A 15,770-nucleotide genomic window follows, 5' to 3' on the forward strand; every position below is an offset into this window, starting at 1 on the left:
TTTCTACGTTCCGGGAGGCGTGCTATGCGGTAAAATTGCCCGCCATGCTGCCCTGGGTCAGCGTGATGGTAAGGTAGACGCCGCGATTGTTGCAAGCGCTTCTCTTATTGATGAAATAATTTACGGCGAAGCCTTTATTTGAGCATCCTGATGCACAACCCGGAACAGCAGGGCGGACGAGAGGACGAGGACCGGCACGCGGCAGACGCCCGTGTCGCGGATGCGCCTGCGCCTTCCGAATCCGCATCCGGCCCCGCGTCCGATTCGCCTGCGGCCCACGCCCACCTGCCGCTGTCCGAGCGCTGGCACCGCCTGCAGGCCGCCTACCGCTATGCCAACCTGGCTTCGCACCATGTGCTCGGCTTCACGGTGAAGGCGGTCCTGCTCGCCTATTTCACCTTCATGCTGCTGTTCCTGGCGCTGCGCTGGGCGGTGCTGCCGAACATCGACCTGTACAAGCCCGACATCGAGCGCGCCGCCAGCCGCGTGCTCGGCAACCAGGTCACGATCGCCCGCGTCTACGCCTCCTGGAGCGGACTGCATCCCAGCCTCTTCCTCGGCGACGTCCACCTGCGCGACCGCGAAGGGCGCCAGCTGCTGGCGCTGCCCTCGGTATCGGCGACCCTGTCCTGGTGGTCGGTGGTGGCCGCCGAGCCGCGCTTCGAGAGCCTGGAAATCAACCGTCCCGAGCTCGACGTGCGCCGCACCGCGGACGGCGTGTTCTGGGTGGCCGGCGTGCGCATCGACCCGAAGCAGAAGAAGGAGGAGGGCGGCGGCGGCGCCGACTGGCTGCTGCGCCAGCATGAAATCGTGGTGCGCGAGGGCCGCCTGTCCTGGACCGACGAGCTGCGCGGCGCACCCGTGCTGCAGCTGTCGAACCTCACCATGGTGCTGGAAAACCGCTGGAAGGCGCACCGTTTGGCCCTGCGCGCCACGCCGCCGGCCGGGGTCTCCGATCCGCTCGACGTGCGCGTCCGCTTCACCCATCCGGCCTTCGGCGCCAAGGCCTCCGACGCCAGCCGCTGGAAGGGCGAGCTGTACGCCGACCTGCGCAATACCGACCTGGCCAGCTGGAAGCAGTACATCAGCTATCCCTTCAACGTCGATGCCGGCCGCGGCTCGGTGCGCGCCTGGATCAATTTCGACCAGGCCCGCCTGGCAGGCTTTACCGCCGACCTCGCCCTGGCCGGGGTCAGTGCCCGCCTGGCGGCCGATGCGCCGCCGCTGCAGCTGGCGCGGGTCTCCGGACGGCTGTCGGCGCGCGAAGAGATCAAGCCCGGCGTCCAGGAAGGCAAGCCGACCTTCGGCGCGCTCGGCCACAGCATCGGGGTCGAGAATTTCGCGGTCGTCACCCGCGACGGCGTGGTGCTGCCCCCGGCCACGCTGAGCGAGACCTGGCGTCCGGCGGCGCACGGCAAGCCGGAGCGCTTCGAGGTGCGTGCCGACCAGGTCGACCTTGGCGCCCTGGCCACCTTGGCGGCCCAGATGCCGCTGGCGCCGCAGCAGCGCGAACTGCTGACCGCGCTGGCGCCGCGCGGCCGCCTGACCGACGTCGACGCCGAATGGGATGGCAGCCTGCCGCGGCCGGCCGCCTGGCGCCTGCGCGGCCAGGTCGACGGTTTCGGCATCGAGCCGCTGGCGGCGCGTCCGGCCCAGCCGGCCGAGGGCGCCAACCCGGCCCGCCCGGCGCGCGCGGCGGTGCCGGGCGTACGCAACCTGAGCGGCAGCATCGACGCCAGCGACCGCGGCGGCAGCCTGAACATCGCCTCCGAAAAGATGGCGCTGGCGCTGCCGGCCTGGTTCGCGGAAGCCGACCTGCCGTTCGACGATCTGGGCCTGCGCGCGCGCTGGTCCTACCCGCAGGACGATCAATTGCTGGTCGAAGTCGACGGCTTCAATTTCACCCAGGGCAGCCTGAAGGGCTCGCTGTCGGGCCGCCACCTGCTGCCGCTGAACGAACACCGCGACGGCGTCAAGGGCCCGGGCAGCGCCGACTTTTCCGGCACCGTGGACGGCTTCGACATCGCCACCATCGGCCGCTGGCTGCCGCTGGTGACCCACGAAGGCCTGCGCGATTGGCTGACCGGCGCGCTGCAGGGCGGCACCCTGCGCGACGCCAGGGTGCGCCTGCGCGGCGAACTCGCCCACTTCCCCTTCCACGGCGACACCGCGGCCGAGCGCGCGCGCGGCGAATTCCGCGTCAGCGGCCGCATCGACAACGGCAAGCTCGAGTACGCGCCGACCCACCGCGCGGCCGACGGCAAGACCCCGCTGTGGCCGCTGGCCGAGAACATCAACGGCTCCATCGTGTTCGACCGCGCGCGCATGGAAATCCGTGCCGAGACCGCCCGCACCCTCGGCCTGAACCTGAGCAATGTGCGCGCCGTGATCCCCGAACTGGGCGCCCACGAGTCGATGCTCGACATCGACGGCACCGCCGCCGGCCAGCTGCAGGAATTCCTGCGCTACGTGGCGAGCAGCCCGGTGCTGGAATGGATCGGCCACTTCACGGAAGACACCAAGGGCACCGGCGGCGCGCGCCTGGGCCTGAAACTGCACCTGCCGCTGGCGGACCTGCACGAGACCAAGGTGCAAGGCGCGCTGCAGCTGCAGAACAACGACATCACCCTGTTCCCGGAACTGCCGCCGGTCCAGGCCGCGCTCGGCAAGGTCGAATTCACAGAACACGGCGTGAACCTGAACGGCATCGGCGCCAGCTTCCTGGGCGGGCCGCTGCAGCTGTCCGGCGGCACCCAGCGCGACGGCGCCATCGTGATCCGCATGGCCGGCACCGCCACCGCCGATGGCATGCGCGCGACGAGCTCGCTGCCGGCCCTGCAGCGCCTGGCCGGCAAGCTGTCCGGCGGCGCCCGCTTCGGCGGCTCGGTGACGGTCAGGGACCGCCAGGCCCAGATCGTGCTCGACTCGAACCTGGCCGGCCTCGGCGTCGAACTGCCGGCCCCGCTGAACAAACCGGCCGCCGACGCGCTGCCGCTGCACTTCACCCTCACCGGCCAGCCGACTGGGGAAAACGGCGTGGCCCACGACGAGATCCGCGTCGCCCTCGGCAGCACGATGGCGGCGCGCTACGTGCGCGAGCGCCAGCCCCACGGTCCCTGGATCGTCAAACGCGGCGGCATCGGCGTGAACGTGCCGGCGCCGGAGCCGGACAGCGGCATGATGATCAACGTCGACATGAAGTCGGTGAACGTCGACCGCTGGCTGGCGGCGGCATCGAGCATCGCCGGATCTGCCGAGGCATCCGGCCAGGGCGCGGCTTCGCTTGATGCCGGCGGCGGCATGGCCCAGTACGTGGTGCCGGACCTGATCGGCGCGCGCGCCGGCGAACTGGTGATCGGCGAGCGCTCGCTGCACGATGTGGTGCTGGGCGTGTCGCACCAGCCGGGCGTGTGGCAGGCGAGCGTCGATTCGCGCCAGATCACCGGCTGGGTCACCTGGGATGAAGCCCGGAACGGCCAACTGTCGGGCAAGGTGACGGCGCGCCTGGCCTCGCTGGACATCCCGGAATCCTCGGCCAGGGAAGTCAAGGATCTGCTGGAAGCGGGCAAGGACCCGGGCGCCAACATCCCGGGCCTGGACATCGTGGCCGAGCGCTTCGAGCTGTTCGACAAGCAGTTCGGCCGCCTGGAGCTGGTGGCCAGCAATGCCCAGGCCCTGGCCGGGCGCGAATGGCGCATCGAGCGGCTGGCCATCACCAATCCGGACGGCCAGCTGAAGGCCAACGGGCGCTGGCTGACGCGCGACGGCAAGAGCAATACCGCGCTCAACTTCAATCTCGACATCAGCGATGCCGGCCGCCTGCTCGACCGCCTCGGCTTCCCCGGCACCCTGCGCCGCGGCAAGGGCTCGCTGTCGGGCGACATCTCCTGGGCCGGGCTGCCGTATTCGCTCGACATCCCGAGCCTCTCGGGCCAGCTGCAGATGAACGTCGAGGACGGCCAGTTCCTCAAGAAGGACCCGGGCGCGGCCAAGCTGCTCGGCGTGCTGAGCCTGCAGATGCTGCCGCGCATGCTCAAGCTCGACTTCCACGAYGTRTTCTCGGAWGGCCTGGCCTTCGACGGCATCACCGCCAACGCCATGATCTCGCGCGGGGTGGTGCACACCGATAATCTTAAAATGCATGGGGTGGCGGCCACGGTGCTGATGGACGGCACCGCCGACATCGCCAACGAATCGACCAACCTGCACGTGGTGGTGATCCCGGAATTCAACCTCGGCACCGGACCGCTGGTGTATGCGCTGGCGGTCAACCCCGTCATCGGCCTGGGCAGCTACCTGGCCCAGCTCTTCCTGAGGGCGCCGGTGATGAAGGCGCTGACCTACCACATGCAGGTGACCGGTCCGTGGAAGTCGCCCAATGTGATCAAGCTCGACACCCAGGCGGCGAATGCGGCGGCCACCGCCGCGGGCAATCCGGCGCCGCCTGCGCAAACCGCGAAGAAGAAAGGCCAATGATGAGCAAGACGACAGTCGCAGCAGTGCAGATGGTGTCCTCACCGGACGTCGACGAAAACCTGGAAACCGCGCGCCGCCTGCTGGCGGAAGCCGCCGGCAAGGGCGCGAAGCTGGTGACCCTGCCGGAGTACTGGCCGATCATGGGCATGTCGGATTCGGACAAGGTCGGCCACGCCGAACAGGCGGGCCAGGGCCCGATCCAGGAATTCATGGCGGCGCAGGCGCGCGAGCACGGTTTCTGGCTGATCGGCGGCACCTTGCCGCTGGTGTCGCCGGAAGCGGGCCGCGTCCTCAACACCACCCTGGTCTACGATCCGGAAGGCAGGCCGGCCAGCCGTTACGACAAGATCCACCTGTTCGGCTTCACCCGCGGCGAGGAAAGCTACGACGAAGCGCGCACCATCGTGCCCGGCGAAGCCGTCGGCAGCTTCGAAGCGCCGTTCGGCAAGGTCGGCCTGTCGGTCTGCTACGACCTGCGCTTCCCGGAACTGTACCGGGCGATGGGCGAGGTCGCCCTGATCGTGGTGCCGGCCGCCTTCACCCATACCACCGGCATGGCCCACTGGGAAGTGCTGCTGCGCGCCCGCGCCATCGAAAACCAGTGCTATGTGCTGGCCTCGGCCCAGGGCGGCACCCATCGCAACGGCCGCCGCACCTTCGGCCACAGCATGCTGATCGGGCCCTGGGGCGAGGTGATCGGCCAGCTGCCGGAGGGTGAAGGCGTGGTTGTCGGCGAGATCGATACGAACGTCCTGGCCGAAGTCCGTCAGAGCCTGCCCGCGCTGAAACACCGCAAACTGTAATCATGGTCGTGCGTGGGCACAGGGTGCCCACGCGAACGCAGCCAAACGCGAACGCCGGCGCGATATGGCAAAATGCCCCTATCCTTACCAGAAAGACCTGAACATGAAGCCATTCGAACCGAATCTTTCCTCCCTCGCCGTCGCGCGCGACGTGCTGTTGACGCCGTTCGGGCTCGACGAAGGCAAGCTCATCACCACGCTCGGAACGATGTTCACGCACAAGGTCGACTATGCCGACCTGTACTTCCAGTTCACCAAGAGCGAAGGCTGGAGCCTGGAAGAGGGCATCGTCAAGAGCGGCAGCTTCTCGATCGACCAGGGCGTGGGCGTGCGCGCCGTGTCCGGCGACAAGACCGCCTTTTCCTATTCCGACGAGATCTCGCAGGCCGCGCTGCTCGACGCCGCCGCGGCCACTCGCACCATCGCCCGTGCCGGCGCCGGCCGCGTGAAGGTCGCCTCCAGCATCCAGCCGAGCGGCGGCCGCTCGCTCTACCTGCCGCACGATCCGCTGAATTCCCTCGACGCCACCGCCAAGGTGAAACTGCTCGAGCGCATCGAGAAGATCGCGCGTGCCAAGGATCCGCGCGTGGTGCAGGTGATGGCCGGCCTGGCCGGCGAATACGACGTGGTGCTGGTGGTGCGCAGCGACGGCGTGCTGGCGGCCGACATCCGTCCGCTGGTGCGCGTGTCCGTCACCGTCATCGCCGAGCAGGACGGCCGCCGCGAGATGGGCTCGTCCGGCGGCGGCGGCCGCTACGACTACAGCTATTTCAGCGACGAGCTGCTGGACAAATATGCCGACGAAGCCGTGCAGGCGGCCCTGGTCAACCTCGAGGCGCGTCCGGCCCCGGCCGGTCCGATGACCGTCGTGCTCGGCCCGGGCTGGCCCGGCGTGCTGCTGCACGAAGCGGTGGGCCACGGCCTGGAAGGCGACTTCAACCGCAAGGGCTCGTCCTCGTATTCGGGCATGATCGGCCAGCGCGTCGCCGCCAAGGGCGTGACCGTGGTCGACGACGGCACCCTGAAGGACCGCCGCGGCTCGCTCAATATGGACGACGAAGGCAACCCGACCCAGTGCACCACGCTGATCGAGGACGGCATCCTGAAGGGCTATATCCAGGACACCATGAACGCGCGCCTGATGAAGATGCCGGTCACCGGCAACGCGCGCCGCGAATCCTTCGCCCACCTGCCGATGCCGCGCATGACCAACACCTATATGCTGGCCGGCGACAAGGATCCTCAGGAGATCCTGGCCTCGGTCAAGAACGGCATCTACGCGGTCAACTTCGGCGGCGGCCAGGTCGACATCACCAACGGCAAGTTCGTGTTCTCGGCCAGCGAGGCCTATATGATCGAGAACGGCAAGGTGACCTACCCGGTGAAGGGCGCGACCCTGATCGGCAACGGCCCGGACGTGATGAACCGCATCTCGATGATCGGCAACGACATGCGCCTGGACTCCGGCGTGGGCGTGTGCGGCAAGGAAGGCCAGAGCGTCCCGGTGGGCGTGGGCCAGCCGACCCTGCGCATCGATGGCGTGACGGTGGGTGGTACGGCTTGATCGACAGCCCCCGCCACACGAAAAATGCCCGCATCGCTGCGGGCATTTTTGTTTTTGCGCGGTGTATCAGCCGCTCACTGGAAGGTATACCGCGCCCCCAGCGTGAACAAGCGCCCCCGCGCGCCTTCGAAGTCGAGCGGGTTGTACGACTGGGCGCCGTAGGTCAGCGGGTCGAGCGGCGCGACCTTGTCGAACAGGTTCTGGATCGAACCGAAGACCTCCCAATCCTTCAGCGGCTTCCAGCGTGCCACCAGGTCCCAGCTCGTGAACGAGGGCAGTTCGCAGCTGCCGTTCGGGGCGTTGGCGCCGCTGTCGAAGGTCACTGCGCAGGCGTCGCCGCGGAACAGGGTGTTCTGGATCCGGCCGCGGAAGTTGGCGTTGAGGGAGACCCGCCAGTCGTTGCGCTCCCAGCCGAAACGCAGGTTCATCTTGTTGTCCGGTGTGCCGGTGCAGTTGGTCACGTCGCAGTTGCCGTGGGTGCCGGCGTACTCGGTCCTGCTGCCGTCCTGCTCGGTGCGCAGCCATTCGAACAGGCGGGTGTACTTGACGTCGACGGTCGCCAGCCCGTAGTCGTCCGGCAGGCGCTGGGCGTAGCGCGCATCGACGTCGAGGCCGCGCACCTTGGTCTGGTTCGAGTTCACGTAGCGCGTCAGCACCGCGGTGATCGGGCCGGGGTCGCCGGGAATGGCGCTGACGTTGGTGGGGTCGCGCGCCACGCTGCCGGCGGCGATGGCGGAGGCGACCTGTTCCTGGTTGATCTCGTTCTTGCGCTTGATCTTCCAGTAGTCGACCGAGATGCTGGTGCGCGGCAGCGGATCCCAGATCATGCCCAGTGAGTAGTTGCACGAGCGCTCGGGCGACAGCTTGGGGTTGGGCGAGGTGATCAGGGCGACCGAGGCCGGGTTGCAGGCGCTGGCGATGCCCAGGGCGCAGCGCACCGGGTCGGCGGCGGTCGAGTACGCGGCCAGGCCGCCGCGTCCGTTCTCGGCGAAGCTCGGCGCACGGAAGCCGCGCGCGAAGGTGCCGCGCAGGGCGAACTCGCGCACCGGCGTCCACTTCAGGCCGGCCTTCGGCGTATAGGAGTTGCCGACGTCGGTGAAGTGGTCCCAGCGCAGGGCCAGCGAAGCTTCGACCTTGTAGGGCAGGGGCACCAGCGCCTCGCCGTAGAGGGCGAACACGTTGCGCGCGCCTTCGTAGGCGGAATAGCCGAGGCCGATGATGTTGCCGCGCTCCGTGCCGCTGGTCGGCTGCAGCTCGGTCGCCTCGTGGCGCCATTCGGCGCCCAGTGCCAGGCCCAGCTTTCCTGCCAGGTAGGGAATGCCGTCGAATTCGCGCGTGGCCTTGACGTCGCCCTGCACCATCTTGGTGTTGGCGCGGTTGCCGATCGTCGGCGACAGCGCCGCATACAGCGCCGGCGAGTTCAGGCCGGCGTTCTCGCCGATGCGCGAGACGGTGCCCGGCGGCAGGGCCGCATAGGCCGGGCTGCCGGCGCGGGCGGCGGCGACGTTCGCCGCGCTCGGATCGAGCAGGGCGAAGGCGACGTCGCGCTGCAGGAAGCCGTTCTGGGTGTTGTTGACGTGGTTGTGCGAGAACAGGATCGCCGTGTCCCAGTCCCAGCCGTAGTTGCTGCCCTTGGCGCCGCCGATCCAGCGGATGAAGTTGCCGTCGAGACGGGCGGTGCGCGGACCGACGTCGGCGGCCAGGTAGCGCAGGGTGGCGGGTGTGCCGGGGAAGGGATTGTCCGGATGGGTGGGGCCGAGGCGGACGATGCCGTTGTTGACCGGGCCGCCCGGGAAACCGACCGAACCGCTGACCGTGGACGGCGTGGTCGAGGTGCTGGTCTGGCTGGTGTAGTAGTTGAGCTCGCTGTACGCCTGGATGTCCGGCGTGACCTGGAAGGTGCCGCGCGCGAAGAAGCTCAGGTTTTCCTGTTTCGGGATCAGCTGGTTGTAGAGCTGGGGCGCATCGATCAGGCAGCCGCCGCCGGGGTCGCCCTGCGGGTGGCTGGTGAAGTTCGAGCAGGCCGCGGCCGGGATCAGGGTGCCGCGGTTGACGTAGTCGCCGGTCGAGCCCACCGGGCGCACGTTGCCGTTGATGGCGCTGCCGGCGGTGCCGCTGCCGGGAATGATGGCGCCGGTGCCGCCCAGGGCCTGTTCGGACGAATAGCCCCAGGGCCGCAGGTCGACCCGGCCGATCCAGTCGCGGTCGGCGCGTTCGCGGTACCAGATTTCGTCGAACTTCTTGTATTCGATGCTGAACAGGAAGTTGTAGCGGTCGGTGTCGAGGCTGCCGACACCCTTGGTGAAGGCGATGTTGGTCTGCTTGCCGTCCCAGTCCTGGGTGAAGGCGCGCGAGACGCGCACCGTGTTGCCCTGGTAGTCCTTGCGCAGGATGACGTTGACCACGCCGGCGATGGCGTCGGAGCCGTAGATGGCCGAGGCGCCGTCCTTCAGCACCTCGATGCGCTCGACGGCGTCGCTCGGAATGATGTTGAGGTCGGCGAACTGCTTCTGGCCGTCGTCCGCCAGGCCGTAGGGCGCGATGCGGCGGCCGTTCAGCAGCACCAGGGTCGAGGCCGCGCCCAGGCCGCGCAGGGAGATGCCGGAAGCGCCGGCGGCGAAGCCGTTGCCGAAGCTGACCGGCACCGAGCCCTGGTTGTCGACCGCCAGGGTCTGCAGCAGCTCGGCCACGGTGGCCTTGCCGGAGCGCTCGATGTCGGCGCGGTTGACGGTGATGACGGAGGACGCGGTCTCCGCCTCGGAGCGGCGGATGTTCGAGCCCGTGATTTCGACGCGCTGGATCGGCTTGGGCGCGGCTTCCTGCGCCTGGGCCGACAAGGGCAGCGTGGCCGGCAGCGCCAGCAGCGCCAGACCGGCAGCGCCGCCACTGGCGAACAGGCGGCGGATCGATCGGGATATCGGGGTTTCAGTCATTTCCAGACTCCAGTTGGCATTGAGGGATTCCCGGCCCGGCTCGCGGAGGGCGCAAGTCGGCCGGGGCATGTCCCGACTTTTGCATCGGAGCTGCATGAACGACTGACATCTCTCAACCGTGTTTGGCTTGCCCAGGTTGGATGTCTGCTTCACGCAACCGATCGACTGTCATGACGGTCGCACGCGACGGATAAAGAGCTTGCCAATGCTCATATATTGTTGTTATAGTCAACCGAACACCCCGGACCACACATGCGCCACACTGCCTTCTTTACCTTTTATTTTTGGTTTAGCCATTCCAGCCCGACGGCGGTGGAGTAGCGGCAGGTTCACGCATCAGCAGAACGAAGTCCGACGCAAGATTCCAGAAAAACCGCCAGCGATGGCGGTTTTTTCGTTTTCAGACCAGCTCAGCGCATCAACAGACAACGGAGAACAGCAATGCCCCGCACCGACGACCTACGCATCCGCGAAATGAAGGAACTGACGCCGCCGTCTCACCTGATCCGTGAGTTTCCGGTGACGGCGAGCGCCGAGAACACCGCGGCTTCGGCGCGCGTGGCGCTGCACCGCATCCTGCACGGCCAGGACGACCGCCTGATGGTGGTGATCGGCCCGTGCTCGATCCACGACACCAAGGCCGCGGTGGAATACGCGCGCCGCCTGGCCGAGCAGCGCCGCCGCTTCATCGGCGAACTCGAGATCGTGATGCGCGTGTATTTCGAGAAGCCGCGCACCACGGTGGGCTGGAAGGGCCTGATCAACGACCCCTACATGGACAACAGCTTCCGCATCAACGACGGCCTGCGCATGGCGCGCGAGCTGCTGCGCGACATCAACGAGCTGGGCCTGCCGGCCGGCACCGAGTTTCTCGACGTGATCAGCCCGCAGTACATCGCCGACCTGATCAGCTGGGGCGCGATCGGCGCCCGCACCACCGAATCGCAGGTGCACCGCGAGCTGGCTTCCGGCCTGTCCTGCCCGGTCGGCTTCAAGAACGGTACCGACGGCAACATCAAGATCGCGGCCGACGCCATCAAGGCGGCCTCCCAGCCCCACCATTTCCTGTCGGTGACCAAGGGCGGCCATTCGGCGATCGTGTCGACCGCCGGCAACGAGGATTGCCACATCATCCTGCGCGGCGGCAAGACCCCGAACTACGACGCCGCCAGCGTCGAGGACGCCTGCAAGCAACTGGCCGCGAACGGCCTCGCCGGCCGCCTGATGATCGACGCCTCGCACGCGAATTCGAGCAAGAATCCGCAGAACCAGGTGCCGGTGTGCGCCGACATCGCCGGCCAGATCGCGGCCGGCGACGACCGCATCGTCGGCGTGATGGTCGAGTCCCACCTGGTGGGCGGACGCCAGGACCTGGTGCCGGGCAAGGAGCTGGTCTACGGCCAGTCCGTGACCGACGGCTGCATCGACTGGGAGACCAGCGTGGGCGTGCTGGAGGGGCTGGCGCAGGCGGTGCGCCAGCGCCGGCTGCGCCAGGACTGAGCGCTAATGCCAGTCCAATTGCTGCTCCGGCTCGCTTGAGCCGGAGCAGCGGAAATAGTTCTAGACGACTGGTCTAATTCGGTTTAAGCTGCATCCCATGACAACTGAAAGCACAGCCCAGTATTCCGATGTCCGCGCCGGCATTCTCGCGACCGGTCAGCGCATCATGGCCGGCAAGGGCTACTCGGCCGTGGGCCTGAACGAGATCCTGACGGCGGCTGGCGTGCCGAAAGGGTCGTTCTATCACTACTTCGGCTCCAAGGACGCTTTCGGCAAAGCCTTGCTGGAGCATTATTTCGAGGACTACCTGGCCGAATTCGACCGCATCCTGGCACAGCCGGGCCTGACGATGGCGCAGCGCCTGATGGACTACTGGCAACTGTGGCGGGCATCGCAGTCCTACGAGGATTGCCAGGGAAAGTGCCTGGCGGTCAAGCTGGGCGCGGAAGTGGCGGACCTGTCGGAAGCGATGCGCCTTGCGCTGCAGCACGGCACGGAAGGGATCGTCAGCCGGCTGACCCAGGCCATCGCGGCCGGCGTGGACGAGGGCTCGCTGGCCATCGACGGCGATGCCGCGAGCGTGGCGCGCAGCCTGTACCAGCTGTGGCTGGGGGCCAGCATCATGGCCAAGATAGAGCGCGCAGCCAGGCCCTTCGATACCGCACTGGCGACGACGCGCCGGATGCTTCACCTTGCCCCCTGACCGGAGCAGGGGCAATGGCACCTCGTCGTGAGGTGCATTTTTTTAACCGCGAATTAGACGACTGGTCTATTAGTGGTCTCAACCATGGGAGAGTAGCATGAAAGTTCTGATCGTCCTGACCTCGCACGACCAACTCGGCAACACCGGGCGCAAGACCGGCTTCTGGCTGGAAGAGTTGGCCGCGCCTTACTATGCCTTTAAGGATGCCGGCGCCGAGATCGTCCTGGCGTCGCCGAAAGGCGGCCGCCCGCCGCTCGATCCGAAAAGCAATGAGCCGGATTTCCAGACCGATCTCACCCGCCGTTTCGAAGCCGACGCCGACGCGATGGCGCAGCTCGCTTCCACGGTGCCGCTCGACAGCGTGTCCCAGGCCGCTTTCGATACTGTCTTCTATCCGGGCGGGCACGGCCCCTTGTGGGACCTGGCCGAGGATCCCGCTTCGATCGGCCTGATCGAATCCTTCGTGGCCGCGGGCAAGCCGGTCGGATTCGTCTGCCACGCGCCGGGCGTGCTGCGCCACGTGCGTGCGCCGGACGGCTGTCCCCTGGTCGAGGGCAAGCGGGTAACCGGCTTCGCGAACAGCGAGGAAGCCGCGGTCGGATTGCTCGATGTGGTGCCCTTTCTCGTCGAGGACGAGCTGAAGGCGAAGGGCGGGGTGTATTCGAAGGGGGCGGACTGGGCATCCTACGTGGTCCGCGACGGGCTCCTGATCACCGGCCAGAACCCCGGATCGTCGGCGGAAGCGGCGAGCGTGCTGCTGGAGCGCCTGCGCGCAGGCGCCGCGGAATGAAAAACGGCGAGCCCGGGGGCTCGCCGTTGTGCTGGACACCTTGGGCCCCCGCCTGCGCGGGGGCTGCGAAATACGGCGAACGAGGTTCGCCGTATTTCTTGCTTACATGGTCCAGCGCAGGCCGACCTTGAGGTAGCGGCCGATGGCGCCGCTGGCGTCCATCGGGTTGTAGCTCATGCCACCGTAGGTCAGCGGATCCAGCGGAGCAACCTTGTCGAACAGGTTCTGGATCGAGCCGTAGATCTGCAGCTGGCGGGTCACGTTATAGCGTGCCGACAGGTCGACCGTGGTGAACGAGGCCAGGCGGCAGTCGCCAGGCGCCGGGTTGCCGTTCGCGAACTGCGAGGCGCACTTGTCGCCGGCGAAGTACACGTTCTGCATGTCGGCGCGGTAGTTGGCCGTCGCGGTCATGTTGAATTTCGGGCTGTAGTCCCACGAAGCGCTGAGGCTGATCTTGTCCTTCGGCGTACCGGCGCAGTTCGAGGTGTCGCAGTTGCCGTGGGTGCCGGCGTACTGGTAACGGGTGCCGCTCTTCTCGGCGCGTACCCACGATGCGATGTGGGTCCAGGTCAGGCCCACGACCGCGCGGCCGTAGTCGCCCAGCTTGACGCGCTGCTTGACGTCGAAGTCCACGCCCTTGATCTCGGTGAAGCTCGAGTTCTGGTACGGTGCGTTCGACAGCAGCAGGGTGCCCGTGTTCGGGATCACGACGCCGTTCACGACCAGGTTGTTGTCGTTGCGGATCGCGGTCGGCAGGGCGGCTGCTTCGACGTAGGACAGCGGGTTGATCTCGTTTTCACGGCGGATCTTGAAGCCGTCCACGGACAGGCTGGTGTTGGCCAGCGGATCCCAGACCATGCCCAGGGTGTAGCCCTTCGAGGTTTCCGGCGACAGTTTCGGGTTGCCGACCTTGACCGCACCGATCGAGATCGCGCAGTCGGCCTGGGTTGCGCCGCCGGCTGCCGGGACGCCGCCCGGGCAACGGACCGGATCGCGCACCGAGGAGCTGCCGGTGCTCTGCGACTCGACGCCTGCTTCGGCCGGACCCGGGGCGCGGAAGCCTTCCGAGTAGGTGCCGCGCAGGGCGAAGGTCTTCAGCGGGGTCCACTTGATGCCGACTTTCGGGGTGGTGGACGAGAAGTTCTTGTACTTGTCGTAGCGCAGTGCACCGGTCAGTTCGACGGTCTGGATCACAGGCGCAGCCACTTCGACGAAGACCGCCGAGATGTTCTGGTCGCCCTTGGCCGCCACGTAGGAGGAGTTGATCGAACCGTCGGCGGTGCCCGACAGCGAGGGGTTGTCCAGCGACTCGCGGCGGTGTTCGGCGCCGACCGCCAGGCCCATGGCGCCGCCCGGCAGCTGCATCAGCTCACGCGAGGCCTTGAAGTCGACGATGTCGAGCTTGGTGGTCGAATGCGAGGTCGCATTGGTCACCATCGCGGCGTACAGCGAGGCCGGGTTCTTGCTGGCCTGGGTGCCGATGTAGTACGGGAAGTAGGGGCTGGAAGGATTGCCCAGGGCGGCCTGCAGCACCTTCATGTTGATCATGTTGCTGTAGTTCAGGTCCAGCTTCGACATCGAGTGCAGGTAGGCGGTGTCGAAGTCCCAGCCGAATTTCTGGCCTTTGATGCCGATCACGAAGCGGTTGAAGGCATTGTCCACCGAGCGGGTGCTGGGGCCGACGTCGAACATCGAGTAGCGCAGGCGCACGTCGGCGCCGTACGGGTTCTGCGGATGCTTGGCCGACATCAGGATCGTGTTGCCGTAGGCGATCACGCCGGTCGGGCTGGCCGCGTTCGGCGGGAAGGCGACGGTCGGGCTGGTCGACGGCGGGGTCAGGGTGAACGAGGTGTCGCGCTTGGAGTAGCCGGCTTCCGCGTACAGCTGCAGGCCGCCGTCCAGGTTCTTGGTGCCGCGCGCATACAGGTTCACGCCGTCGATATTCGGCTGCATCGAGCGGAACTGGTCCTGGTACCACAGGCAGCCGCCGGCCGGGTCCTGGTTGACCACCGGCGAGAACTGCGAGCAGCCCGGCAGCGACACATAGTTGCCGGTCTTCGGATCGCGCAGTGCGCCGGTCGGGGTCGGGCTGGAAGCGCCCGGCGTGATGTAGCCGCCGGCGAACTGGCTGTTGGCCGCATAGCCCCACGGACGGATGTCGCCCTGGCCGATCCACTTGCGGCCGGCGCGGTCCTTGTTCATCAGCTCGTGGTTACCGTAGACCTCGAGGTTGGTCATGACGTTGAAGCCGTCGGTGTCGAGGTCGCCCTTGCCCCAGGTCAGGGTGCCCTTGGCCACTTCGCCGTCGCGGTAGCGCGACTCGCCCAGTTCGCCCTTGGCGACCAGGCCGGTGAAGTCCTTGCGCAGGATGATGTTGACCACGCCGGCGATCGCGTCCGCGCCGTAGATCGAGGACGCGCCGTCCTTCAGGATCTCGATGCGTTCCACCGCTTCCATCGGCACGGTCGACAGGTCGGTGAAGCTTTTCTGGCCGTCGTCGGCGCGCGCGAACGGCGCCATGCGGCGGCCGTTCAGCAGCACCAGGGTCGAGGTCGCGCCCAGGCCGCGCAGCGAGATCGCGGTCGAGCCGGCGGCGAAACCGTTGCCGAAGCCGGTCGGCAGCGAACCGGCGCCGTCGGCGGTCAGGGTCTGCAGGTATTCGGCGACGGTGCCCTTGCCGGACTTGGCCAGGTCTTCGCGGGTGACCACCTGGACCGGCGAGGCGGTTTCGGCGGTGGCGCGCTTGATGCTCGAGCCCGTGACTTCGACACGCTGCATCGGGGCGGACGAGGTGTCCTGCGCCATCGCGGCGGCGCCGAACGCCACGTAGGCGACGGCGAAGGAGACTGCTTGGGCTACAGCTTTTCTTTTATACATTCCAACTCCAAGAAATGGTCTGATGAATCGGTCCACACATGCATATGCTTTTTTGTCAATCTTTGGCATGCATATACCAAGGAATACGAGCACTAGAGGTAACCAATGGTGGTCCGGTGAGAAA

Annotated in this window: 8 protein-coding genes; 6 read left to right on the top strand and 2 right to left on the bottom strand. The window is 67.3% G+C overall.

The features are described from left to right. Nucleotides 1-138 precede the first annotated feature (138 nt). From AB4Z32_RS15265 to tldD, 3 genes are all read left to right on the top strand, one after another. Entirely contained in the window at nt 139-4,476 is a 4,338-nt protein-coding gene (locus AB4Z32_RS15265; protein WP_442122702.1) for a YhdP family protein, read from the top strand. Beyond that, nucleotides 4,476-5,279, top strand: a complete 804-nt coding sequence (locus tag AB4Z32_RS15270; RefSeq protein WP_442122703.1) for a carbon-nitrogen hydrolase family protein — start codon at nt 4,476-4,478, stop codon at nt 5,277-5,279. Before AB4Z32_RS15265 ends, AB4Z32_RS15270 begins: the two co-directional genes overlap by 1 nt. Nucleotides 5,280-5,382: 103 nt before the next feature. Further along, a complete protein-coding gene (tldD, locus tag AB4Z32_RS15275; RefSeq protein ID WP_442122704.1) occupies nt 5,383-6,843 on the top strand; it encodes a metalloprotease TldD in 1,461 nt (486 codons plus the stop codon). Between the two features lie 74 nt (nt 6,844-6,917). Here tldD and AB4Z32_RS15280 read toward each other — a convergent pair whose 3' ends face one another. Continuing rightward, nucleotides 6,918-9,776: a TonB-dependent receptor gene (locus AB4Z32_RS15280; protein ID WP_442122705.1), complete on the bottom strand. Its 2,859-nt coding sequence runs from the start codon at nt 9,774-9,776 to the stop codon at nt 6,918-6,920. Nucleotides 9,777-10,217: 441 nt separating this feature from the next. Between AB4Z32_RS15280 and aroG the strand changes: the two genes are divergently transcribed. The 3 genes from aroG (at nt 10,218) to AB4Z32_RS15295 (ending at nt 12,769) form a co-directional block, all read left to right on the top strand. Next, nucleotides 10,218-11,276 (top strand): 3-deoxy-7-phosphoheptulonate synthase AroG, encoded by a 1,059-nt coding sequence (aroG, locus tag AB4Z32_RS15285; protein ID WP_442122706.1) that lies wholly within the window; start codon nt 10,218-10,220, stop codon nt 11,274-11,276. Between the two features lie 97 nt (nt 11,277-11,373). Then, nucleotides 11,374-11,979: a TetR/AcrR family transcriptional regulator gene (locus AB4Z32_RS15290; RefSeq protein ID WP_442122707.1), complete on the top strand. Its 606-nt coding sequence runs from the start codon at nt 11,374-11,376 to the stop codon at nt 11,977-11,979. Nucleotides 11,980-12,076: 97 nt separating this feature from the next. Beyond that, on the top strand, nt 12,077-12,769 hold the full coding sequence (locus AB4Z32_RS15295) for a type 1 glutamine amidotransferase domain-containing protein (RefSeq protein WP_442122708.1): 693 nt from the start codon (nt 12,077-12,079) through the stop codon (nt 12,767-12,769). Nucleotides 12,770-12,871: 102 nt separating this feature from the next. On the opposite strand, the gene AB4Z32_RS15300 is transcribed toward AB4Z32_RS15295, so the two are convergent. Continuing rightward, nucleotides 12,872-15,646, bottom strand: coding sequence for a TonB-dependent receptor (locus tag AB4Z32_RS15300; RefSeq protein WP_442122709.1), 2,775 nt, complete (start codon nt 15,644-15,646; stop codon nt 12,872-12,874). Nucleotides 15,647-15,770: the final 124 nt, after the last annotated feature.

The sequence above is a fragment of the Massilia sp. 2TAF26 genome (assembly GCF_052115005.1).
Classification (GTDB): Bacteria; Pseudomonadota; Gammaproteobacteria; order Burkholderiales; family Burkholderiaceae_D; genus Telluria.

Coding starts and splice junctions, on each gene's coding strand:
- AB4Z32_RS15270 (WP_442122703.1), top strand. CDS start 4,476: ATGAGCAAGACGACAGTCGCAGCAGTGCAGATGGTGTCCTCACCGGAC.
- tldD (WP_442122704.1), top strand. CDS start 5,383: ATGAAGCCATTCGAACCGAATCTTTCCTCCCTCGCCGTCGCGCGCGAC.
- AB4Z32_RS15280 (WP_442122705.1), bottom strand. CDS start 9,776: ATGACTGAAACCCCGATATCCCGATCGATCCGCCGCCTGTTCGCCAGT.
- aroG (WP_442122706.1), top strand. CDS start 10,218: ATGCCCCGCACCGACGACCTACGCATCCGCGAAATGAAGGAACTGACG.
- AB4Z32_RS15290 (WP_442122707.1), top strand. CDS start 11,374: ATGACAACTGAAAGCACAGCCCAGTATTCCGATGTCCGCGCCGGCATT.
- AB4Z32_RS15295 (WP_442122708.1), top strand. CDS start 12,077: ATGAAAGTTCTGATCGTCCTGACCTCGCACGACCAACTCGGCAACACC.
- AB4Z32_RS15300 (WP_442122709.1), bottom strand. CDS start 15,646: ATGTATAAAAGAAAAGCTGTAGCCCAAGCAGTCTCCTTCGCCGTCGCC.